Source organism: Pseudoalteromonas sp. APM04 (genome assembly GCF_022809815.1).
Taxonomy (GTDB): Bacteria; Pseudomonadota; Gammaproteobacteria; order Enterobacterales; family Alteromonadaceae; genus Pseudoalteromonas; species Pseudoalteromonas marina.
Window position 1 is genome coordinate 1,976,075 of record NZ_CP094441.1, and the last position, 22,637, is coordinate 1,998,711.

A 22,637-nucleotide genomic window follows, 5' to 3' on the forward strand; every position below is an offset into this window, starting at 1 on the left:
TAGCTATAAAGTGTCAAGTAATGCAAACTCAGTTAATTATAATTAATGATGCGTCGTCAATTTCTTTAGAAAGGGTAACTTGTGAGTTTTTCCACAAGCAATGTGCAAACTCTTCAGACGTTTTACAATCTTGAGGAATAATTTTAGTTAGTTCACCTATCTCATCTTTATCGGTGAAACGATTTTCAGTCCAGCCATCGGTGTACAACAAAATATGTTCAACATCGTCAAGCCCTGCTTCGTATAGTGTGTAGTTATGCTCTTTTGACAGGCCCAACAGTGGTCCTGTGCCTGTTAATTGGTGTACTTTGCCATTATTGAGTATTACAACTGGCGGCGGGTGCCCAGCATTTAACCAAAATAATTTATTGTCTTCAATAAAACAAATAACAAGCGTGACTAAACTAGACTTACAAAGTTGCTGCTTATACAAAGCGTTATTAAGTGCCGCTAACATATTTTGATAAGGCAAACCGGTAGCCAAAAAACCACTTATGAACCCTTTAATTGCAAAACTTTCTTTAAGCGCTTGCAAACCATGCCCCATCATATCGCCAAGCACAAATGCACTGCATTCATCGTTAATGGGCATAAAAAAGTCACCACCGTTTCCCAAGCTAATAGACCCAAAAAGATGAGCGCTTTTATCATTTTGTAAATGAATTTTAGACGGTGTAGATTCAAATGTTGTTTGATACGATAAGTAGGCAAAACGGTGTGTTACTCGTTCAATGCTCTGCAGCAATTTATTTTTTTTAACTGGCTTAATTAAATAGTCATCTACACCTAACCGATTAATTTTACTTATTACTTCTTCGCTATCGTCACCTGTTAGCATAACAACCGATAACTGTGACTTTAAATTCGACTGGTTGAGCTTTTCTAAAAGTGGCTCACACGTTCCGTTTTTTAGCTTGTGGTCAAGCAGCAATATTCGTGCATCGGCAGTTAAAATTGCTTGCCAGCCGGCTTCAATACTTTCGCAAGGAACAACTTGAAAGTGATCTTTTAAATAGGCGCTCATAAGTGCGAGCTGGGTAACATCATCGTCAACGTATATAACGGTGGGTCGTTTATCTATGTGCTCTAGTGGAAAAGTAAAATAGTTTTTACCTTTATCTGATACGTACTCGGCCTCTTTGAAGTAGTGGCGAATCAGTTCAACTCCCATACCACCTTCAACCAAAGTGCCTGAGCCTAGTTTCCACTGAGAGTTATTTTTTTCAAATAAATTGTAAGGCGTAAGCTCATCAATAAATGTAAGTGTATAACCATCGTGATTTGCTTGGCTTATGCGTAAAAAAATATGCTGTTCTGATCCCTCGTTGTGCCTTATCAAATTAGTTAAATATTCAGTTGCAACTAAACCCGCAGCATCTACTTCATCTTTTTTTACGTTAAGTGCTCTTAAAACATGTTTAAGAACCAATCTGATCTCGCTAAGCGTTGGCCAAAGCAATTCAAAACGTCTTTCAAATAAAATATCCATATTGCCCTTAGTGGTGTTCGAACAACCACCTTTGTTTATTAATTTTCGACTTAAGGTTGTTACATAATTTAGGCCATTTGTTTTTATGCTTATTTAAAACACTAATAATACGCTCCCCCAGTGGAGCAAAGTTATGTTGGCTTATTAGTAATTTAATATTGCTATGACCGGCTTGCTTTAGCTCTTTTATACCTTTGCATAATGACTCCTCGTCATTTACACCAAGTGCCACGGCTACAAAGGTTAATTCACTGCACAAACTTAGTGAATGAAGCGGTACATTGTTTCTGTTTAGTTTTAATGCCGGCGACATATCTATTAAAATATAGTCATACTCTTGTTTTAAGCGAGCAATCGCGTCATTTAACACATGCTTGTTTTTAGCTGGCTCAATGGCTGTTAAATGTTTGATAGTGAGCAAATTTACTTCTTGGTAATTGGTAACACCTAACTGGCATGAAATATCATCAAAGCGCCACGGGCTGCACGTATCGGGTAGCTTATCGTCTGAGTTAAATGTATTAATTGGGTTTAAATCAATGATAAGCACCGACTTATTTTGGCTTTGTAAGCGTTTTGCAACGCTCACACATGCGGTAGATGCCCCCTCAGCCCCACATAAAGATATAAATGTAACGCATCGCGCATCGTTATCAATCATGGTATTACATATCACTTCTAACTCATGATATTGACTTGGTATTAATTTCATAAGCCCACCACTAACGCAAGTATGGTAATTACATCCAGGAAATTTTCTTTAAACTGGCTTAGTAAATCTTGCCCTTTGTCAGGAACATATAAGGTATCCCCTGCTCTAAGTACTGGAATATTTGCTGAGTTTGGCGATTTAATAAAGGCTTCTAAATCAAACACTCTTGATTGCTCTTTACAACAAGAATGATTAACCACAACTATTTTATCAATGAGTGCAGAGTTTGAAGGGCCGCCGGCCTCAGCTAATACATCTAAAATGCTCATTGTGTCGTCAAAGTTATATCTACCAGGCTTTTGCACCGCCCCCATAATGCGTACTACGCGTTCTTTAGGTGTGCGTAGCCAGTCTTTATTTTTTTCTGGAACAAAAATAGTGTCTCCTGGTAATACATTAGGAAATAATGTTTCGTCACCGGTTTCAAAGTACATCGCTAAATCTAACTTACTCACTTTAGCTCTATTACCGTTTCTGTGAGTTACTCTAATATTACGAATATCTGCAGTCCCTGTTGGGCCATCAGCAGCCGCTAAAATATCAATAAAATGCATGTTTTCGTTGAACGAATAGCGCCCAGGTGAACCAACCTGCCCCATAATATAAATAGACTTGCTTGACTCTTGGCGTATCCACTGCGATTTATTATCAGCAGGGTCAACGGGGAGTTCCTCTACAATGACAGTGTCTCCGGCCACTAGGTTTGGCAATGGTGTTTCACCGTCTGTTATGGTGTATTTTTCAAGGTCGAAACGCTGGGTTACATCACCGTTTCTAAGTATTTTTATATCGTTGATATTAGCGCCTTTGGTAGGTCCGCCAGCGTGTGCTAATAAATCGGTAAAGTCCATTTCATCACTCCACTCATACCTGCCCGGAGAAGTAATAGCACCAATTATTTTAATGGCGCGTTTGGTCGGAATTTTAAGCCAGCTTTTTTCATTGACGTCTGTTTTTTCTGGAACAAAAATAACATCGCCTGGGTTTAAGTCGGGCACTTTTGTGGTTACCATCCCTTCACTGTAGCCTTGTAAATCAAATAAAATGCTTTCCCCTTCTGGTGTTAATATTTTTATATGGCGGGTTTCAGCAAATCGAGTTGGGCCACCAGCATTCGCTAAAATATCCAAAAAGTTGGTACTGTCTGCCGCTTCATAAGCACCTGGTTTTTGAACCTCACCCATAATATAAACGGTACGAGAAGTCGTGTTTACATCATCAACCATAATAGGCACATAGACTGTCGAACCCGGCTGCAATAACTGCATAGTGCTACCTGATGGTTTATCTAAATACGCTTTTAAATCAAAAATAACCGGCGATTTATCTACAATCACCCTAATTTTAGTAACATCGGCATAACGCGTAACCCCTTCAGCGCGCATAAGCGCATCTAAAATAGTCATTTCTTCTTTGTATGAAAAACTTCCCGGGTTATGTACTTCGCCTAAAATAGTGACCGCATTACCGTCGTTGGCATCTCCAGTTGCACTGAGTGTTTGGGCATCAAAGTCTATTTGTACATTACCCAGTAACGGTGAAACGGGCACAAATACGGTATCTTGGCTTTTAAGCGCAGGTAATAAGCTAATATTGCCCGAATCTAGGTACGCTTTGTAATCAAACTCAATAATTTCTTCGCCACGTCTTATTTGCAATCTATCTAACTGAGCCCCGGGTCTTAAACCGTCTGCTTTCGAAATCACCATTTGGATATTACCATCTGCAGGAATACTCACTTGCGATGGCGTATTAACGTAGCCCATAACATTAATAAAAATATCTCTGCTACGTATCTCTATATAAAAGTCATCCATTGCTACAAATAAGCCACCTAACACTGGAGTAAGCTCTAGCTCAACTTGTGAAATAGTTTTGTTAGCTACAACAAATTGCCCAACCTCGGGCAAATTAATTTGCCCTTTGTTGTCAACTTCAAAGGTTTTATCAAAATCGACTTCTCCAGGAATATACAAAAATAATTTATTGCCTACCTGCACCGTATCGTCATCAGCGTTAGTCGCTGAGAAAGCATGAAACGAAAAAAGTAATAATGCGATTGTTAATAAATATCTCATAACTTACTCCTGCTTACTTTTAATAATTTTGGTCCAACTCACTAACGATTTAGCTTTATTGTCCTGTAAATTATTGGTGTTGGCGTCAAGTACTATGGCCTCTACACGGCGGTCTGAATGACGCACTGAGTCGGTTTGTGGCTCATCGCTGTAAGGTTTTAAGCTGCCCTGAGTAAGCGTTGTAATACTTTGCACTGGCACACCATAAACCACTAACCAATGCTTAACCGTTTCAGCGCGTTTTAAAGCAAGTTCATAGTTGCTGGCCATTTCTCCCATCGAGTCGGTATGACCGACTAGCAATATAGAAATGCTTTCAAGCTCTTTAACTAAATCAGCTGCTTGAGCAAGCCTGACTGCGTATTTAGGTGTGATCTCAAACGCCTTGAACGCAAATTGATTATCACTATTGAGTAAATCGGTAATTTGCTTTTTAACGCTAAATAAAGCAGGTTTATCTTCTTTAACCACCGCACATTGAGTTAACTGCTGTACAGTATCAAAATGCTGCGTTAACTGGTTAAGCCCATGATAATGAATAAGTAAGTCGTGTTCTGCATCTTCCCACATTTGAGCTGCAATAAGTCTGCGAATACGGTTTTCGTATATTTGTGCTTTTAACAATTGTGCAGGCATACAAGCTTTAATGTCTTGAGACTTTAACAGCTCAAGCTTTAGCACTAAGTGCTCAAATTCACTGCGAACCACCTCTTCGGGCTGTGTGTAATTTAAATCTTTTTGCTCATCATCTAACGGGTAGTTTTGGTACTTTTCTGCCCAACCTCCTTGTCCTTCATCAGGCCAAGAAGCACACCCACTTAAAAATAAAGTAATGATAATAAAAATGTGTGCTTTCATATCCCTCTCCTTAAACTGTTAGATTGAATCAATAAATGGAATTGTTTTATCTACTCTTAATAAGTTCATTAACTTGAAAGGCTGACCCGTCACATTAAGTAAAGAAAGTTGATGGTTTCTCTTTTCAATTCGTTTATATAAAAACACAATTGCGCCAATACCAGACGAATCTATAAACTCTGTTTTTGAAAAGTCTAAAATAATAAAATTAGTGTCTGTTCCCACCAACCCCTCAAATTCATCTTTAAATCCGTCTACGGTAAAGCCTGAAAAATCAGCAGGAAGCGAAATTACGGTTTGTTCTTGTGAATTGGCTAAATTAGTCATGGTAGTTACCTATTAGTGAGTAAAGTTCTCTATTACTAATACAAGAAACGAACCAACTTTAAATCACTGATAATTAATAGGTTTTAATGGAGAGTACATAGTTGAAAGGGAAGTTAGAGCATAATGCAATTAAGACTGAAACATCCTATTGCATTATGCAATGCATGATTACTGGCCTTTACCAGTAAAAATAACAACAAGGGTTTTAAATAGTATGGTCAATTCCATGTAACACCAGCTGCGAGGTGATGACGTACTTAGCATATAGGCATAATCCCAGCCTATTTTGTTTCTTGCATCATCAATGCTTTCATCGTAACCATTCATAACTTGTGCAAGCCCTGAAATACCCGGTTTTATGCCATAAGTGCGTTGTGAAAAATAAGGAATGTCTTTTTCTAGTTTTGAATAAAATACGGGGCGTTCTGGGCGCGGCCCAATCAGTGACATATCCCCTACTAACACATTCCACAGCTGCGGTAATTCATCTAGCCGTGTTTTACGAATAAACCTACCCACTGGCGTTATTCTAGGATCGTCCTTAGATGCCCATACTGCACCGCTTTTTACTTCAGCATCTACAACCATAGAACGAAATTTAAGCACATTAAACAATGCAACAAAGCTGTCACTGCTCTCACCCACTCTAAGCTGATTAAATAACACAGGCCCGCGTGAAGTTAGCTTTATTGTTAGTGCAACCAATAACATAACAGGCGACAACACAATTAAACCTAAAGCGGAGCCAAATATATCAATACCGCGTTTAACACACTTAATGGTACCGGTTTGTTCGCTATTGCCTGTATGCACACGCTGCCAGTGGCTTTTGTAATCGCCTTTTTCATATTTAATAATGCCCCATAACGCTAAAAAATAGGCATTAAGAATATAGTTAACCTTATCTACAACAGGTATTTTAGTCGTGATATTAAAAACCTTTTTAGTCAGTTCAATACCATGAAGTAACGCAATAGCCCCACAGACTAATTTTGCCAGCATAACATTTGAAAACAGCGCCATTAAAAAAACCAAAACATAAATTAAAGCCAGTAACAACGGCATAATACCCCGTAGTACTTTGTGCGAAATAAAGTTAAAACTCACCCAGCCCAACTTAGGGTTAAAAAGCGTTAACAGCACCTTTATTTGCTGCCAATTACCTGCGCCTAACCTTACGCGTCTTGCATAGTCGTGACTTTGTTCATCACACTCTCTTTCAACAATATTAATGTTTTTATCTACAATTGCTTTACCGCCATTTTTTAATGCGTTCATTGATAAAATAAAGTCGTCGTTAATGGCACTTTCATCCAGTAAATCTGTGTACTGTGAACGAATGGCAAACATCGCACCTGGCACACCAATCACCGCCCCTAAAGATGACTCCATACTTTTAACGTTGTTTTGATATTGCCAGTAATGCTTTTGCTCTTGTGTGGCATGTTCATCTAAAACATACACCCCGGTAATAACATTAATTTTTTTATCTTTAAAATCAGCATCAATATTAGTCAGTACATCAATACTTAATAACGCGCTTACATCAGTAAATAATAAAACATCGTAATTCGTTTTGGTTAGCTTAATTAATTCGTTAATACCATGTGCTTTGCCACAATTATGCTTATTAAAGTGCAAATGGCACTCAACGTGTTGTGTTGCTAAATGAGCCTGGGCAAGCATAGCCTCTTCGTATGTTTTGTCTGTACAACCATCAAGGTATACATGAATCGCATACATATCTGTGCTGTAAAGCATGGCGCCCAAATTATGTAACTTTTCTTTAATGTGATCTTGCTCATTGTAGGCACAAATCAAAATACCAAAATGGGTGGTTGCTTTGGTATTCTTTGCACTAATTAATCGCTTACGCTTACCATGACTAAATAACTTTAAAAGTGCTACATAGCCCACGTGGTGGTATATAACTAACGCAATTAACACCGCTAATATTATTAATAAATAAGTCATTATATTTTCCTCACGATGTAATACCGTTGTAAAAGTGGTCGTACTCTGCACTCATTTTTGTAGCACTTGCGATTGAAAATACGTGCTGACGAATACACTCTCCATGTTTTATATAAATGGCTTCAATCAGCGCTTTTTTGAGCCCAACCTCATCGCCAGGCTTTACGAGCACGCCTTGCTCGCTGGTTATTACCTCCTTAATTCCGCCTACATCGGTGGCAACAATGCTTTTTCCGCACGCCATTGATTCCAAAATAGATAGCGGTAACCCTTCACGCTGCGAATACAGACACATCACATTAATTGCTGAATAAAATAGCGGCATATTTTGTACATTACCTAAAAAATGAACGCGATCTTTAATGCCAAGCTTAGTGGCATAATCCAGCAATTCAGTATGTAAACTACCGCTACCAGCAAATACAAGTTCTGTATAAATGGGCAATGAATTAAGAATTCTTAATAATGCAAAGTGCCCTTTACCTGGCTCTAGCCGTGCTGAACAGCCAACTAAGTTAATATCTTGCGGTAAGTGCAGTTCTTTACGGGCGTTTGGTTCATCCCCGCAAACAAATTGTTTAAAATCGATACCATTGAGTATTGTTTTATCGGTTTGAATAGCTGTTTCGTTATAAAAATCGTTAGCGACTACCTGTGCATCAGCAACCCAACTAATTTTTGTCAATTTGTTAAGCACTTTAGTAATTAAACGCTGCTTAAAACTTTTTAAATACCAGGCGTCATGAATAGTCGATACATGCTTAACGCGTCTATTGCGTATACATGCCATACTTGCATAAAGCATTGGCCCTATGTGATGGCTGTGTATTACATCAATATTGAACTTTTTAATAACCTCGGTCAGTTTACTTACCGTATTCATATCAAAGTTTGCAGGCTTATTTAGACAAATTAACCGCCCTTCAAACGACGCTAATTGTGGCCAACCTTCAACAGCCTCGTCCAACGTTCCTTCAAGTGATACAGCCACACTTGAGTCTGCAAATTGACTTTTTTGCATTAGCGTGACGGCCATTTTTTCAAGGCCACCTATTTTAAAGTGCTGAACTAGATGTAAAACGTTCATATTATTTCCCCTGTTCAATAGAGTTAATCGCTGAGCTAAACACCAAATCTACAGGTGTATTTTTAACAATAGGTAAAATGGTAACTACCTCTAAAGAAGATAGTTTTTCTATGGTTTGAATATCTTTTAAATGGCTGTCAAACAAGGTCGCTACAAACACTATCGTGCTACTTGTAAACACACCTAAAATAATACCCACAATAATGGATGCGACTAACGACGTATTAATTGGCTGCGTTGGACTGTATGCGCGTTCAATGGTTTTTACTTTATCTGGCCCTTCGTACTTAACCAATTTGCCTGTCACTTTTGCCATTTCATAACGGCTTAACATATCTTTATAAAGCGATTGTTTAACATCGTAATCTCGCTCTAGTTTTCTTAACTGCTTTTCTACATCACTGGTTACTAATAGCCTTTCACCAACGAGTTTTACTTGTTGCTCTAGCATGTCGTACTCTTGTTGGTGTTGAGCTACTTCATTTTTGGCCTCTTCTAATTTTAGAATTTGCGAAACCAGAACACTGCTTTCATTGTCTTTACCACTAGGCAGTGTATTTGCCATTTGCCATAGCTGTTCAATATTGGTGGGGTCTAAGTCTTCTGCGCTCTCTAATAGTGATTGCTGGCGATTACGTATACTTTGTAGCTCTCGTTTTTTTGAAATAACCTTACTGTGTTTTTCGGTATATCGTGTTTTTAAAAAGCTTAACTCTGACTCCGCAACAATAATTTTTTCTTCAATGCGCCCTAAAATTGGGTTTGCTTGGCCCATTTTAGTAGCCAGTGCTTTTAATTTTGCTTGCGCACCCGACAGTACAATTGTTTTTTGTTGTTGATCGCTCAATAATTTATCAAACGTTTGTCGGTTACTGTGCAGCACCGCCGGCAAGGTATTGCTGTTTGTTGATTTAAAGGCAGCAAGTGCCTCTTCAGATAATTCAAGCTCATCACGAATGCTGTTCAGCTGCTGATAAAAAAACTGCTCAGAGCTATCAAGCGATGCTCGGGTGGGCGCAAGTAAACGTTCTATAAACTTCTCGACTACTTTTTCAAGCACTAATTTCATTTTACTTTGCTCATGCCATATAAAATTAACCCGTACCAGCTCATCCCCTACCAACGACAAAGACAATGCCTGAGATAACTCTTGGTGAATTTTTTCTATTTGCGCAGGCGTCGCATTTTCTGGCACTAATTGCGTTTCTTTTGCTACTGCAATAAGTACCTTCCTGCTTATAACGAGTGTACGAAGTGCTGCCATCCGATTAGATAAATCAAATGAAAAAGATAAATCATCAAGATACGGGTTAAGTAATGCTGACTCCTCTATTAAAATAGTGGCATGATTGATATATTTTTTTTGTGCAGTCACTGTGAGCAATATAATGACAAAAGGCACCACTAAAAGTGGGATCACAAATAACTTTGCACGTGTGTATACAGCGTACAAGGTTAAGTAAAGTAATCGTTTTATTTGCTCTCTAACTAACATAATCCCTACCTATCTATTTGCATATTGCTATGCGAAATGTGGCGTTTGTTTGCAAATTAATAATTTAAACTGCAAATATCGCGCTATACATAAGGTGTTGCACAGGGTGCGCCAACTGTTGTGAATTTAATAAAATTAAGCAGTTTATTAGCGGGGATCACGCTTTTGAGACTCAGCTCTCAAAGGCCTAATTAAATGACATGTTAGAGGTTGTTGGTTTAAAAAATCACGCTACACAGCGTGATTTAAAATAGATAAGTCTTGTTGCACTTTTAGCGCTTTTGACTCCCAACTGTGGTTCTTTGCTAATTGTTGTTGCGATAATTTTAGGGTGCTGCGCTCAATGGTGTTTAAACTAACGGCTTCATCAATTTTATTAATAAATTGATCATGCGTTTTGCCAATAAAAATTTCTGTTTGATATTGTTTTACTGCGGGAAAATCGGTAGCAACAATAGGCTTTCCTGCCGCTAAATATTCTTTAAGCTTTAATGGGTCACACGCTCTAATTTGCTCGTTATTAACAAACGGTAAAACAGACACGTTCCAATGTGTAGAAAAACTCGCTAACCGAGCATGCTCAATTGCAGGAATGTGCGTTACATTTTTAAATTGCAGCAACTGCGCTGTAGGCCCCACAATATCGCCAACAAGCACTAACTGATAACTGGGTCGCTGCGCGACTAACGCAGTGAGTAATGCGATATCTAACCAGGCATTAATACTGCCATAGAAACCAATAATGGGGCCATTTAAGTGGCTTATCTCTGGTGCAATTTCACTTTTAGAGGTGAACAAATCGTAACTAACACCATGGCTTAACATTTTTGTTTTGTGCTTAGGCATTTTGTTCATTAAAAACGCACTGATGACATAAATTAAATCAGCGTTTTGTATCAAGCTATTTTCACAAGGGGCAACAAGTGACGCATCAACGCCGGCCAATGCACTAAAGTCGTCACCGCAGTAATAAATTAACTTATCGCGTTTTTGTTTTGTAATTAAATATTCGGCTGTGGGCACGCTTAACCAGTAAGTAACAGGCTCATCATCAATATTTTTAAAGTATTGAGAATACACCCACTTATTGAAACGTTTTACTAATGCGTTGTCATGCCAAGGCAATACGGGGAGCTTGTAAACATGCAATGCTTCTGGCGTTTCAATCGTTGCGCTAGTTGTGTCGCTAAACAATTGTTTTAATTTATTAAACACACGTTTTAAATCGTTTAATTTAAGGCTTGGCTTTCGCATACCAATTGAATTAACCCAATGTACTTCATGATGTTTAGCCAGTTCAGCAAATAAGTGCTGTGTGCTGCTCGGGTGGCTTGCCCAATCCTCTGCAAAAACAACAAATCTCATATTATGATTCCTTTATGTATTTAACTACTTTTGCTGGATTGCCCGCAGCAATACTAAAGGCGGGTATGTTTTTAGTCACAACACTACCTGCGCCAATAATCGCCCCTTCACCTATGGTAACGCCTCCAAGCACGGTCACTCCGGTGCCAAGCCATGCTCCGCGCTTTATAATAATGTCGCCAATTTGGTTTTCATCATCACTTTGCCCCTGCGCTCTTCGTTCACAATCAACCGGGTGGCCAGGAAAACCCGCTAAAAATACACGCCCTGCTAACCTAGACATAATGACTCCCACACGGTGTTAGCCTCCGCTTTCGTGGGTTAGCTTAATTCAAAGCCAGAGCCATAATTAGTTTGTCAATTAACTAAACAGCAGAGGCTAACATGAATAAACATAGCATACTTTTTATCGGTCTTGATACACATAAAGAATTCAATGAAGTTGCCTATATTGAAGAACATAGAGGTGCGCAACCTGTTCATCTTGGCCGAGTTTCGTCTTCCAAAATGGCCGTTCAAAAGCTTGTTCGCCAGTTCGAATCGAAATACCCTGGCGCAACACTTCATTTTGTTTATGAAGCTGGCCCATGTGGTTATTGGATTTACCGATTAATTACCAGCCTTGGCCATTGCTGTTATGTGGTTGCACCTTCTCTTATTCCTAAAAAACCTGGTGAGAAAATTAAAACCGATAAACGTGATGCCCTTAAGCTTGCTAAATTACTTAAGTCTGAAGATTTAACACCTATCTATGTTCCTGAGCCTGAAGATGAAGCTGTACGTGATTTATCTCGTGCACGCGAAGTAGCCATGAAGGATTTAAAAGATGCCAAATATCAATTAAAGGCGCTGCTGCTTCGCAATAATATTAATTACAAAGGCACTGCGAATTGGTCACAAAAACATTTACGTTGGCTCACTGAGCTTGTGTTGCCACACCCCGCTCAGCACATCGTCTTACAAGAATTTTTACACACAATTACCGAACGAATAAGCCGACTTGAGCGGCTAGATAATGAACTAACACACCACGTTCACCAGTGGCGTTATTATCCTGTAGTAAAAGCAATACAAGCTATGCGTGGTGTCCGTTTGTTGGTCGCCACTGGCGTTGTTGCTGAGCTTGGCGATTTATCGCGTTTCGACCATCCCCGCAAATTAATGAGTTATCTCGGTCTTGTACCCAGTGAACACTCGAGTGGTGGCAAACGCCATATTGGCGCCATCACAAAATGCGGGAACGGCCGAGCAAGGCGCCTTCTTGTGGAAGGTGCACATACTTATCGCTATGCAGCAAATATATCCACAGATATGCAAAAACGACAAGAAGGTTTACCAAAGGACATTATTGATATTGCGTGGAAAGCACAGATTAGGCTCTGCAAACGCTATAAAAAAATGATAGCCAAAGGGAAACACTACAATCTGGTTGTTACCGCCATTGCCCGAGAAATGATTGCGTACATATGGGCTATTGCAAGAGAAGTGGTGCTTACGCCAGTGAATAAAAAACTTAGATTGGCAAGAGTACCCGCATGATAAAAGAATTAGAGTTAATGCATGGGATCAAGCATCGGGTGTGGCACAACCACCGACGGCGTTAGGATGGCAATGCAGCTAACGCTGCATTGAACCACGAACATAGACTGAAGACAGGTGCCACGACGAAATAAGTAAGGTCTGCTCTGTTACTAGAAATAGTAATAACCAACGAATATCAGCAAGATAACCGACGACATTACTTGCTTCATCCTATGTATTAACTCGCTCTAATTCGAGCTAAAATAATTATGGCTTAAAAAGTTAGGCAAGGATCAGTGCGTTTAACTTGACAATGGGAGTCATACCAACGTCGTCTTCAAGGGTTATGGTACGTCCTACCGAAAACGCATTTTGCCAACCAATGTCAACATTGTTACCAATGGTTAGAGTGGGTGTTGTTTGCCCTCCTACCCGCCCGCAAAAGGTAGAAATACCCGACATTCTCACGCTGTCTTTACACACAACATTAAGCTCACCCAGCACTTGTGGCATACCTGAATATAAATAAAGCTGCTTTTTACTGCCTTTAATTTGGCTTTTGAAAAGGGGCGTAAAATAAATTATACGTAAAAATTCGTGTATAAATTGTTTTAAAAATTGATGAACAAAATAAAGCAATGAATGAAAAAACGGGATAACAATCATTTGTGGATTGCGAATCGTTTTTGCAAATTGAAAAAGTGATTTTGCAAAAGGATGAGGGCTACATTTAAGCCAATGTTTAACGTGTATGATCATAGTTTTATTCCTTATTGCTCTCAACAGTGATTTTTTCGAGTGCGATTGTTAGCGCTAAAATAATGTAAAGCGGCCAAGTAAAAGCCTGTGTTAGGAAAGTACCTGCAACCATAAAGCCTATTAAACCTGCTTTTAATGCATTTGCATTCACTGCAACTTGGTCGTTAGGGTTAAGTGCATTGATGCAATAAACGCGTGATAGGCTGCGATATATACTGGCAATTAATAATACAAATATACCTATACCTACAAAGCCTGTTTCGCCTAACACCTGAAACCATGTACTGTGTACTGCATGATTCTTGCCATCCCAATGCGGACTGTAAAAATAATAATTTACGTAAAAGTTATCGACTCCCACACCCGTTAGCGGATTAGAAAGCGCCATATTAATTGCCGCTTGCCATGCGTATATTCGCCCCATTGCAGACGCATCAACCCCGTCTTCTGCTGCGCCTCCACTTTGCCTATCACCAATACCTGCAAACACCATCATTGCTAGCATGGCAACAGCTGCGCACAGCCCGACTACTAAAGGATTTTTTACTTTTTGATATAAAAAGAAACTTAAAATAGCAGCAATTCCCAGTAAGCCGCCTCGGCTTTGTGTAGCTATTACGCCAGAAATAGCTAACAACAACCCTACGGCTGCAAATAAACGACGATATTTATTCGCACCTTTATCAAACAGCTCTGCAGCCAAAAAAGACACCGGAAACATCAACACTAACGATAGATCGTTAGGGTCTCCTAATTGCGAGCGGTACTCACGAGAAATAGTGACACGCGTGCCCTCAACTAAGCCAATACCATTCATTTTGTTACTTAGTGCAACCAACGCCACCGAAATACCCGAAATCATTATGCCCATTCGTACTAAACTAAAATGCGAAAATCGGGTTAACCACCAGCTAATGGCAAATACCATAATGAAAACCTTCACTAGCACACCAGTCCAATACTCTATGGCCATACCTTTGTTGGAGGCACTAAATACGCAAACGGTGAGCCAAACAAACCAAATTACAAACACTAAGTGTGTTGAACTCCAATGAGGTTTTAACGATTTTGAAATGAATAAATGCCATGCAATAGCCAGTAATGAAGCTAAGGCCAACATTTTAGGAATTTTAAGGGGCATTAATACAACAAAGACTTCATGTAGCCTAAAGTAGCTAAACAGTATAAAAAGAATAATAAATACCGTGCTTATTTTAACGGCTAAAAACCCTGCAAAAGGTAACAATAATAAAGCAAAGGCTGCAATGGGACCAAAGCGCATATAAAGCATTAATGTTAATGTCATTACAAATAACCCGTTGATCATCAAACAATATTTTTTATACCAACTAATCATACACTTTACCCCGCATTGTTTGCTGGGTCAGTGCTAGAATTGCGGGTTTGTATTTATAAAACAAAGCAATTAAAAAGCAGATAAAAACAATGCATTGAATAAGCTCAAAATAGGCAGTTTGTGTAATGCTTAAAAAGTATATTAAAGAAAAACACACCCAGCTGGGCAGCAAACGGGTAACACTAAACGTTAAACTTTCTAATTGTTGGCTAATAACAATAAGTAAACTGGTTTTAATTAACTGCGCAATGCAAAGTGCAACCACTACGCCATATACGTTATACCGAGGAACTAAAACGGCTAACAAAGCCAGCACAGCGAATGCGCTAACTGCATTAACCACAGTAACAAACGCACCATTGTAATGGATGTAACACCCTATATTGAGTAAATCACTATGGTGCTTAATAACCACAATAAAAATAAGGCTTGGTAACAACCAAGTATGCAACTGATAATTTTGTGGTAACACTAAACTAAAAATAGACGGGGTGATGATAAGCATTAACGCGCAAAGTAAAATGGCCGAATCTAAACACAGCGTGCACAGCTCGACATAACGTTCTCGGTTTTTAGCCAATTCATCAAAACGACGTGAGAACCACCACATTCTAATAGGTTCAAAAGCGAACGAGGTCATAACGGCAAACTGTAAAGCGACATAATATTGAGCCAGTTTTTCTTTGCCCTCACTGGCAACTATAAACCAATTTTCGGCCCCATTATTTGCATACACAAATAAAGACGAGGTAACAATACTGATTAAAAAAAGTCCGTTTTTATAACTTATTTTCCATGAAACACGTTTAAAACTGATACCCAGCGGCTTCAATACCAAAACTAGAGCAATGCATAACACTAAAGCGCTCGACACCACTCCCGATGCCATTACCCCAGTAACACCATGGCCTAAGTAAAGTAAAACAACGGTTAGAAGTGTTTGCCCCATACCTTGAAGCACAGCTAATATACAAAATTGTTTTGCCATTTCGTAATATCTAAAATAACAAAATAAAATAGAAAGTAGAGACGAGAGCGCTAAGTTAATAGCCAACAGTTTAATATCTAGTGTATTTAGTGTTACCGGTAATAACGCGCTTAAATAATCAATACAGTAAAAAACCAAGCACACAAATACACCACTAACAATGGCACACACCAGTAATGCATCTCTGAATAAGGCACGTTTATGTCGTGGGTTGTTCATTTGTTGCTTGAACAATAAATCGGGTAAACCTAAACACAATAACAACGACATAACCGCCGAAATAGACACCAAAAAATTTAGCTCACCAAATTCTGCCTGGCTTAAAATACGCGTAGTTATAGGTAATAAAGCAAACCCTAATACTTTAAGAAATAAAGTGGATATACCAAAGTATGCAATTTGCTTAATCCCATTCATAACAACACCTATATCCCTTGAACCCAGTGAGATAACTTTTTGGCTTGCGAATTTGCATTAAAGCGTTTTGTCGCTAACCTTTTTGCATTTAGCCCTTTTTCGTAGCGCTGGTAAGGCGTTAGTGCACAAAAGTCATTAAGCATTTGCTCAATACCAGTAATGCTTGAAGGCGCACATTTAGCGCCAACATCGTCATTTACAATTTCTTTTGCACCCATTAGCTCAGTAGTTAAAACAGGTATACCGCTGGCCATGGCTTCTTTAAGTACAACCGGCCCCGTGTCCCGGTCGCCATTTTTAGACACGCAAAACGGCGCAATTAAAGCCGAATAATTGCTGGTGTTTATTGCTAACCACTGTGGACTTTTCGAGCCTAAAAAGTTGACCTCATTCGTAATGCCTAGCTGTTCGCAAAAATATTTTAGGTCATTTAGTAAAGGGCCATCGCCTACTATATCTAGTGTGATTGAATGTTTTTTGCTAATTTTTTTGATTGCCGGAAGTAAAAATTGTAATCCCTTTTTTTCAATTAACCGACCAACAAAAATAAGGTTAACCGATTCTGTTAATCGATTTGGTTTATTATTAAACAAGCTCAAATCAATACCACAATGCAGTAGCTGTATTTTTCCTGCGCTGTATTTACTGAGTTTTACAGCCATGTCTTTACATACCGCAACTGAAAAGTCGCACAACGATAATTTAAGCTTTAAATCATCATCATTCACATAAACATCGTGACCGTGGCCAATGGATGACACACTCACGCCGGCTATTTTGCTAGCGATAATGGAGTAAGCCAGTGGTGCATGCATAAAATGACAATGGATATGAGAGATTTTTTTTGCACGAATGATTTCAGCAATATTTAACCCGTAGCCCATTAAAGACATGACCGAAATAGACTTAAAACGACTTGCAATAACACCGCCTTTTACCGCCATTAGTGGGCTTTTAAGTAGTGTATTAACTGCCGATGGTGTTGATTTTTTAATAACAATCACCTGCACATTTTTATTTAAATGAACACAGTAATTTAAATTTTCAAACGTCAGTACGGTCACTCTATGCCCTGCATTCACCAGCGCGTTAATTTCAGTTACAACAAACGTTTCTGAAGGTATGTGAAAGCTAGGTACAACGATACCAATATGTTTCATAGTTAAAACTCCTAATAAACTTAACGGTTACATCGCAAAATCTGTGCCCGGCATAAAACGCTAAAAACCCCCTATAAAAAGTCAATTTGCGAAGGCTTATCGCAATTTGCAAATCATAAAACAAAAAACAGCCCGTAAATGCCTATTAACGGTTGGCGCTTATCTTGCGTAGTTAACGTTAATGAAAAACACAAAAGGTGAGTACTATGAGTATTCAGGTAAGCGTTATTATTCCTAACTTTAACTGTAAGCAGTATTTGGCAAAGGCTATTTCAAGCGTTGTTAGGCAGCATAATATTGAGTGTGAAATACTTATTATTGATGATGGGTCAACTGATGGAAGCGTTGAATGGTTAAATAAGTTACAACAATCACTTCCTAATATGCGTGTTATAAAGCAGCAAAACTGCGGGGTTGTTAGTGTCAGAAATAAAGCCATTGAACTTGCCAAAGGCGACTATATTGCTTTTTTAGATGCTGACGATTACTGGACTGAAGATAAATTATTTAACCAGGTTACCTACATGCAAAATAATCGTGATTGTGTGCTGAGCTTTACCAATTACATGCATGTTAATGAGCAGTACGAACCCATTATTGATTGTTTTTCCTATTGGCCTGAGTTTACAAAATTTATTAATTGGAACACTGAGGGTTACCAAAACCTTAAATCACCAATGGATTTACTGCTGTTTGCAAACGTTATAGGTACCTCGTCTGTTGTGGTGAAAAAATCAGCCATTTGTTATGTGGGTAAGTTTGATAAATCACTCAATAGCGCAAGCGATTGGGATTGTTGGCTTAAATTAGCACGTATTGGTAATGTGGCTTTTACGAATCAGGTATCAATGGGCTATTTAATGAGAGCAGGCTCTATCACTGCTAACAGACAAAACCGTTTAACTGCGATGCAAATAATAATAGATCGCTGTAAAAACGATATTGGCGTGGTTTCTCGGTTTAAAGCCAGAGCCAGAATGCTCGAATGTTATAGCGAATACTACCGAGAAATAGGTTATAAGTTTAAAGCTTTTTGCTTAGCCACTGCTGCATTTTTATTGTTTCCCCATAGGCGAAATCTTCAACACTTAGTACATGACATAAAACAGTCTATTAAATAAATTTAAAATACATGTAAAACACTAAGGTTAAAAAGGCGCTTATTATATTGAGCGCCTTTTATTTTAGACTTATTTTATAGCTTAACATTTTGTGATCACTGCCTTTAAAGTCCGTGACCACTAGGCTTCGTAATAAAACTTGTTCGCTCATTACACAGTGATCTATAGGTAAGCCAGTCAAAATAGAATGCCCTTTTTTAAAAGGCATAAAGCTTGAGTATCGATGTTGCCCAAAGCAGGTTTGAGCTTGCTGCCACTCAAAATATGAAGACCAAGGTACTACATTTAAATCCCCTGCGACGAGCCATGCGCCCTTTTCATTTTGTGTTGAAAGCTTTAATGCCGCCAATAGCGTATTTCTATTTTGCCAATGACGTTTAGAGCGTGGTGAAGGCGGGTGCGCAATAAACGTAGTCAACAGCGTATTACCCACCATAAACTTAAGTTTTAAATACCCTAACTTGTCGCCACCTAATTTAACTTGTTGCTTATAAACCATAGGTATTCGCGATAAAACAACCATACCATAGGGTATTCCCTCAACCTCCTCATAGCCAAACATGTCGGTAGTGGTTATAAATTGAGTTAACAGGTGGCGATTTTTATCACTAAATTCCTGTAAAATAAGCACATCCCAATTTTCATCACGCAAACTCAGTAAATGTGTTGAAAGGTATTTATTACTATAATTAACATTAATTTGCTTGATTGATAAAGCCTCTGAATTAACAGGCGATGTTACGGGAAAAGACACCAAAATAGGGCCTAGCCCCAGCGCGCAAAGTAGGATCACCACTGCAGATAATTTGTACAGTTTTAACAACATAAGTGCGCCCCCGCACATCAACGCCGCAATTAACATCTGTATTCGTAAAGATGAAAATACATCGGCATAAAAGCTAGTTAAGGGATTAAACGCGAGTAAGATAAATACGACTGCTGCACATATAAAAATAATCCGCAAAACTAAATAGTGCGGATTATTACTTTCTGGGATATTTGACATTACTTTTTAAACCTAACCATTTTAATAACTATTATCTGATAACAAACTGTTGTTGTGCTTGAGCGGGTTCGTACTGCCAAGTGAATAAAAGCGGTTCGGTCGACTCATCGTAAAACCAAATTTCAGCAATCAGTTCAATATCTTGATTGCTTAACACTAATTGCGTATCGAGAGCGGTATTACTAAGAGGCCCTCTGTAAATACAGTTGTTATAATCTGCTCGTTGAGATGCCACCTTTTTTTGGCACACATTTAAGTAGGCTCTTACATCGCCCATCCCTAGGTCAACATCAACATCAAGTGAATACTTAGTAGATAAATTAAATTCGTTATCAACAGTGATTGCGTTAATCCCTGTTGGATTATTTGCTGGAGTAGAGGTAGAAGATACCGTCGCGACTGCTGGTGCTTTTGTCTCTTCTGAACCACCGCCGCCACATGCTGTTAACCCTATTGATAGTGATAAAATTAATAGTGCTTTTTTCATTACTGTTCCCCTCTTACAACAACATTACTAATACTGTAATCGTTAAACCACGTTGGCTTTTGTTTACCCGATGATTGAGCAAAGTCAGCAAAACTACCGTAAGCGTCGGTTATGTCTACCCCTTCAAGGGGATGCAGCCATTGCATACCGACCTCCATTGCCCACGGTAAACCGTTTTCGTTAAGAAAATACAAACCATTACTTTGTACGCTGGCATCATCTGCGTTTGTAACGCTGTAGAGTGATGTATCAAACGCTTCAGTTGGTGCCTGGTTTTTAATGTGTACTTCCCATCCTCGGGCGTTTTTACCGACTAAAAAATCACCGTGGTAAAAGCCATTAGTTGCAAAAATAAACGGGTCAAGTAGCGTACCGGGAGATGCACTTTTAGCTTTGGGTTCTTTTAAAGGAATGCTCATGCTAAAGGTAACTTTTACGTTTTCATCGCAATTATCTTCTGTTCTAAAGTAACTACAGCCCGACTCTTTTGAAACGTGAGCCCAGGTATCTTGCATGAAAATGAGGATAGCTTCGTTTCTACCTGCCTCCAAAGGACTCGCTGTTTGCGGTTGCCCGTCAACAATAAAGCTAATTGCATCTTCATCTACTTCATCTCGCATGATAGTACGTGTGCTGCTACTAACGGTTTCTTTTAATCTCACAGCAAAACCATTATGGTATGTAGCTCCAATACCAATCAGTTGACCATCTATTTTATAGCCAACCACATTACTGCCTTCCATAAGCTGTGTGGTTCTGTAATTGAGTACTAGATCATTAAAGTCGTAATCACCTGCAAACGGCCATCTATCCTCAAAAGCAAGGGTTACCCAATCATTTTCGCCAGGGTATACGGCACTTGCATAAGTGGTAATTTCGTAATCTTCTACTTCGCCGCCCAGTACACCGCCTGTTGCCGTGATAAGCGACGCTTCTGTGCCATCGGTGACTCTGAATCGAGCCCATGTTTGGCCCGCTTTGGTGTTACTTGGCACCGTGATTAAAATGCTGTTATCGCCCTCATTTATGGCGCGTTTAGTTACCATTCTTTCGTCTTCAGTAAAACGGCCATTTTGGTCCCAATCAAACCACGCATATAAAAAGCCAGAAGTAGACGCGTTAACAATAATTTGCGAGTCTTGCCCTGCCGAAATAGCCGTTACAAAGCTTACGCCATCGTCTGAATCATCAATAGGAGACAATAGTAAATCGGCATTGGTATTAATGTTTTCACCATCCACCGAGCTTCCCAAATAAATTAAATCTGAGCCGGTACTATTCGGGTCAAATAAATGCCTTGCGCCACTTTGCTCAAGGCTTGTGTTGTAAGGCGCTGGCGCGTCACCAAAATCAATTGAGCTATCAGTTACTTTTACTTCCGCAATGGCACAGCGCGCACCGTCGTTTTGACTTGATTTAGGCCCCGATGTAAACACATTTGCCACCGGGGTGTAGCCAACGACTGGGCTAACACTTAAATCAACTTTATGGATTTTACCGCTTTTATTGTTACTAAAATAAAACTGGCCCTTCACATCAAAATAAGCCGCGCCAAATGCGCCAGTATCATCGCCTACATCAACTTGAGTAATTAACGTATGGGTATTTGCTGCAATATCTATTTCGTATAAATTGCCATTTGGCTCAACCGCATATAAAAGGTTACTAGCTGGGTGAAAAGCAAAGTCATAAATAGACAATTTCCAAGTGTTTGTATTGGGTAACAAACTTGCCGTAATAGATGCATCTAAATCACCATCTAAATTAATACCATACAGGCCAAAGTTAGGATGATAAACATAATAGGTAGCCCGTTGGTCATTGCCCTCACCTACAACTTGTATATCACCGACGTAAAAATTAGTGGCAGGTAAACCTTGTACGGTTAGCCGTTTCATTTCGTAGTTGCTGCCAAGCTGTACTACGCTGCCAGGCGTTTGCTTACTGTAACCGTACATGTATTGATCTTTATAATTAAAACCAACTGCGTTAACGCTGTTAGTATTTAATTCGTTAGCGAACGTTAGCTGCGATGCCAAAACGGTAGGTTTAGCTGAAACTAAATCTATTCCGTAAAGTTGCGCGTTAGCATCTTGCATTAAAAATGCCTGGCTGGGGCACGACTCGAATGGTTGACTGAGCACAGCGCATGGAAATATAACTAAGCATGCTGTTGCAAGTTTATTTAGTTTCATAATTTAGCCCTTAAAAAGTTAAGTGATTAAACTGTTGCAGGGTCTATTCCAAAACTTAACTTTATGAATTTATTATAAATAAAATAAATTCAGTATAATCCTAATGCAGTTTGCAATTGGCAAGTTTGCATTTTGCAAAATGTGAGAGAATACACTCGCATGTTTACTTACAATTTAAGTATTATTTTTTACCAATAACTATGCTTTACTATTATTGGTTTACGCTAATTGGCTGAGCTTT

18 protein-coding genes and 1 pseudogene are annotated in these 22,637 nt (G+C 39.0%); 2 read left to right on the top strand and 17 right to left on the bottom strand.

What is annotated here, in order from left to right; all coding sequences use genetic code 11:
• Positions 1-28: 28 nt before the first annotated feature.
• The 10 genes and pseudogenes from MTP24_RS09210 to MTP24_RS09255 form a co-directional block, all read right to left on the bottom strand.
• Positions 29-1,489: a SpoIIE family protein phosphatase gene (locus tag MTP24_RS09210; RefSeq protein ID WP_243530781.1), complete on the bottom strand. Its 1,461-nt coding sequence runs from the start codon at positions 1,487-1,489 to the stop codon at positions 29-31.
• 7 nt (positions 1,490-1,496) lie between these two features.
• A complete protein-coding gene (locus MTP24_RS09215) occupies positions 1,497-2,201 on the bottom strand; it encodes an AAA family ATPase (RefSeq protein WP_243530783.1) in 705 nt (234 codons plus the stop codon).
• The gene (locus tag MTP24_RS09220) at positions 2,198-4,279 is read right to left on the bottom strand and encodes an SLBB domain-containing protein (protein ID WP_243530785.1); all 2,082 of its coding nucleotides are present in this window, start codon (positions 4,277-4,279) and stop codon (positions 2,198-2,200) included. Before MTP24_RS09220 ends, MTP24_RS09215 begins: the two co-directional genes overlap by 4 nt.
• Before the next feature lie 3 nt (positions 4,280-4,282).
• Positions 4,283-5,137, bottom strand: a complete 855-nt coding sequence (locus MTP24_RS09225) for an OmpA family protein (RefSeq protein ID WP_008131311.1) — start codon at positions 5,135-5,137, stop codon at positions 4,283-4,285.
• An 18-nt stretch (positions 5,138-5,155) separates the two neighbouring features.
• A complete protein-coding gene (locus MTP24_RS09230; protein ID WP_243530787.1) occupies positions 5,156-5,464 on the bottom strand; it encodes an STAS domain-containing protein in 309 nt (102 codons plus the stop codon).
• A gap of 168 nt (positions 5,465-5,632) precedes the next feature.
• A complete protein-coding gene (locus tag MTP24_RS09235; RefSeq protein WP_243530789.1) occupies positions 5,633-7,438 on the bottom strand; it encodes a sugar transferase in 1,806 nt (601 codons plus the stop codon).
• A gap of 10 nt (positions 7,439-7,448) precedes the next feature.
• The gene (locus MTP24_RS09240; RefSeq protein ID WP_243530791.1) at positions 7,449-8,525 is read right to left on the bottom strand and encodes a glycosyltransferase; all 1,077 of its coding nucleotides are present in this window, start codon (positions 8,523-8,525) and stop codon (positions 7,449-7,451) included.
• A 1-nt stretch (position 8,526) separates the two neighbouring features.
• On the bottom strand, positions 8,527-10,020 hold the full coding sequence (locus MTP24_RS09245) for a GNVR domain-containing protein (RefSeq protein WP_008131305.1): 1,494 nt from the start codon (positions 10,018-10,020) through the stop codon (positions 8,527-8,529).
• A 231-nt stretch (positions 10,021-10,251) separates the two neighbouring features.
• The gene (locus MTP24_RS09250; protein ID WP_243530794.1) at positions 10,252-11,385 is read right to left on the bottom strand and encodes a glycosyltransferase; all 1,134 of its coding nucleotides are present in this window, start codon (positions 11,383-11,385) and stop codon (positions 10,252-10,254) included.
• A 1-nt stretch (position 11,386) separates the two neighbouring features.
• Positions 11,387-11,662, bottom strand: a pseudogene (locus tag MTP24_RS09255) (acyltransferase); the annotation flags it as partial.
• A 107-nt stretch (positions 11,663-11,769) separates the two neighbouring features.
• Here MTP24_RS09255 and MTP24_RS09260 point away from each other — a divergent pair.
• A complete protein-coding gene (locus tag MTP24_RS09260) occupies positions 11,770-12,924 on the top strand; it encodes an IS110 family transposase (RefSeq protein ID WP_138740772.1) in 1,155 nt (384 codons plus the stop codon).
• Between the two features lie 264 nt (positions 12,925-13,188).
• Here MTP24_RS09260 and MTP24_RS09265 read toward each other — a convergent pair whose 3' ends face one another.
• Genes MTP24_RS09265 through MTP24_RS09280 form a run of 4 tightly spaced genes read right to left on the bottom strand, consistent with a single transcriptional unit; the run spans position 13,189 to position 17,587 of the window.
• The gene (locus MTP24_RS09265) at positions 13,189-13,665 is read right to left on the bottom strand and encodes a hypothetical protein (RefSeq protein ID WP_243530796.1); all 477 of its coding nucleotides are present in this window, start codon (positions 13,663-13,665) and stop codon (positions 13,189-13,191) included.
• 4 nt (positions 13,666-13,669) lie between these two features.
• Entirely contained in the window at positions 13,670-15,022 is a 1,353-nt protein-coding gene (locus MTP24_RS09270; RefSeq protein ID WP_243530798.1) for an O-antigen ligase family protein, read from the bottom strand.
• Entirely contained in the window at positions 15,015-16,427 is a 1,413-nt protein-coding gene (locus MTP24_RS09275; RefSeq protein WP_243530800.1) for an oligosaccharide flippase family protein, read from the bottom strand. The genes MTP24_RS09270 and MTP24_RS09275 overlap by 8 nt, the downstream gene beginning before the upstream one ends.
• Before the next feature lie 8 nt (positions 16,428-16,435).
• Positions 16,436-17,587 (bottom strand): glycosyltransferase, encoded by a 1,152-nt coding sequence (locus tag MTP24_RS09280; RefSeq protein ID WP_010556338.1) that lies wholly within the window; start codon positions 17,585-17,587, stop codon positions 16,436-16,438.
• Between the two features lie 206 nt (positions 17,588-17,793).
• On the opposite strand from MTP24_RS09280, the gene MTP24_RS09285 reads away from it, so the two are divergent.
• Positions 17,794-18,708, top strand: coding sequence for a glycosyltransferase family 2 protein (locus MTP24_RS09285; protein ID WP_243530802.1), 915 nt, complete (start codon positions 17,794-17,796; stop codon positions 18,706-18,708).
• A 58-nt stretch (positions 18,709-18,766) separates the two neighbouring features.
• Here MTP24_RS09285 and MTP24_RS09290 read toward each other — a convergent pair whose 3' ends face one another.
• From MTP24_RS09290 to MTP24_RS09300, 3 genes are read right to left on the bottom strand one after another with little or no spacing between them, the layout of a single operon-like run.
• Entirely contained in the window at positions 18,767-19,714 is a 948-nt protein-coding gene (locus MTP24_RS09290; protein WP_243530804.1) for an endonuclease/exonuclease/phosphatase family protein, read from the bottom strand.
• A 31-nt stretch (positions 19,715-19,745) separates the two neighbouring features.
• The gene (locus MTP24_RS09295) at positions 19,746-20,201 is read right to left on the bottom strand and encodes a hypothetical protein (RefSeq protein ID WP_010556335.1); all 456 of its coding nucleotides are present in this window, start codon (positions 20,199-20,201) and stop codon (positions 19,746-19,748) included.
• Positions 20,201-22,396: an LruC domain-containing protein gene (locus MTP24_RS09300; RefSeq protein ID WP_243530805.1), complete on the bottom strand. Its 2,196-nt coding sequence runs from the start codon at positions 22,394-22,396 to the stop codon at positions 20,201-20,203. Before MTP24_RS09300 ends, MTP24_RS09295 begins: the two co-directional genes overlap by 1 nt.
• Positions 22,397-22,637 lie beyond the last annotated feature (241 nt).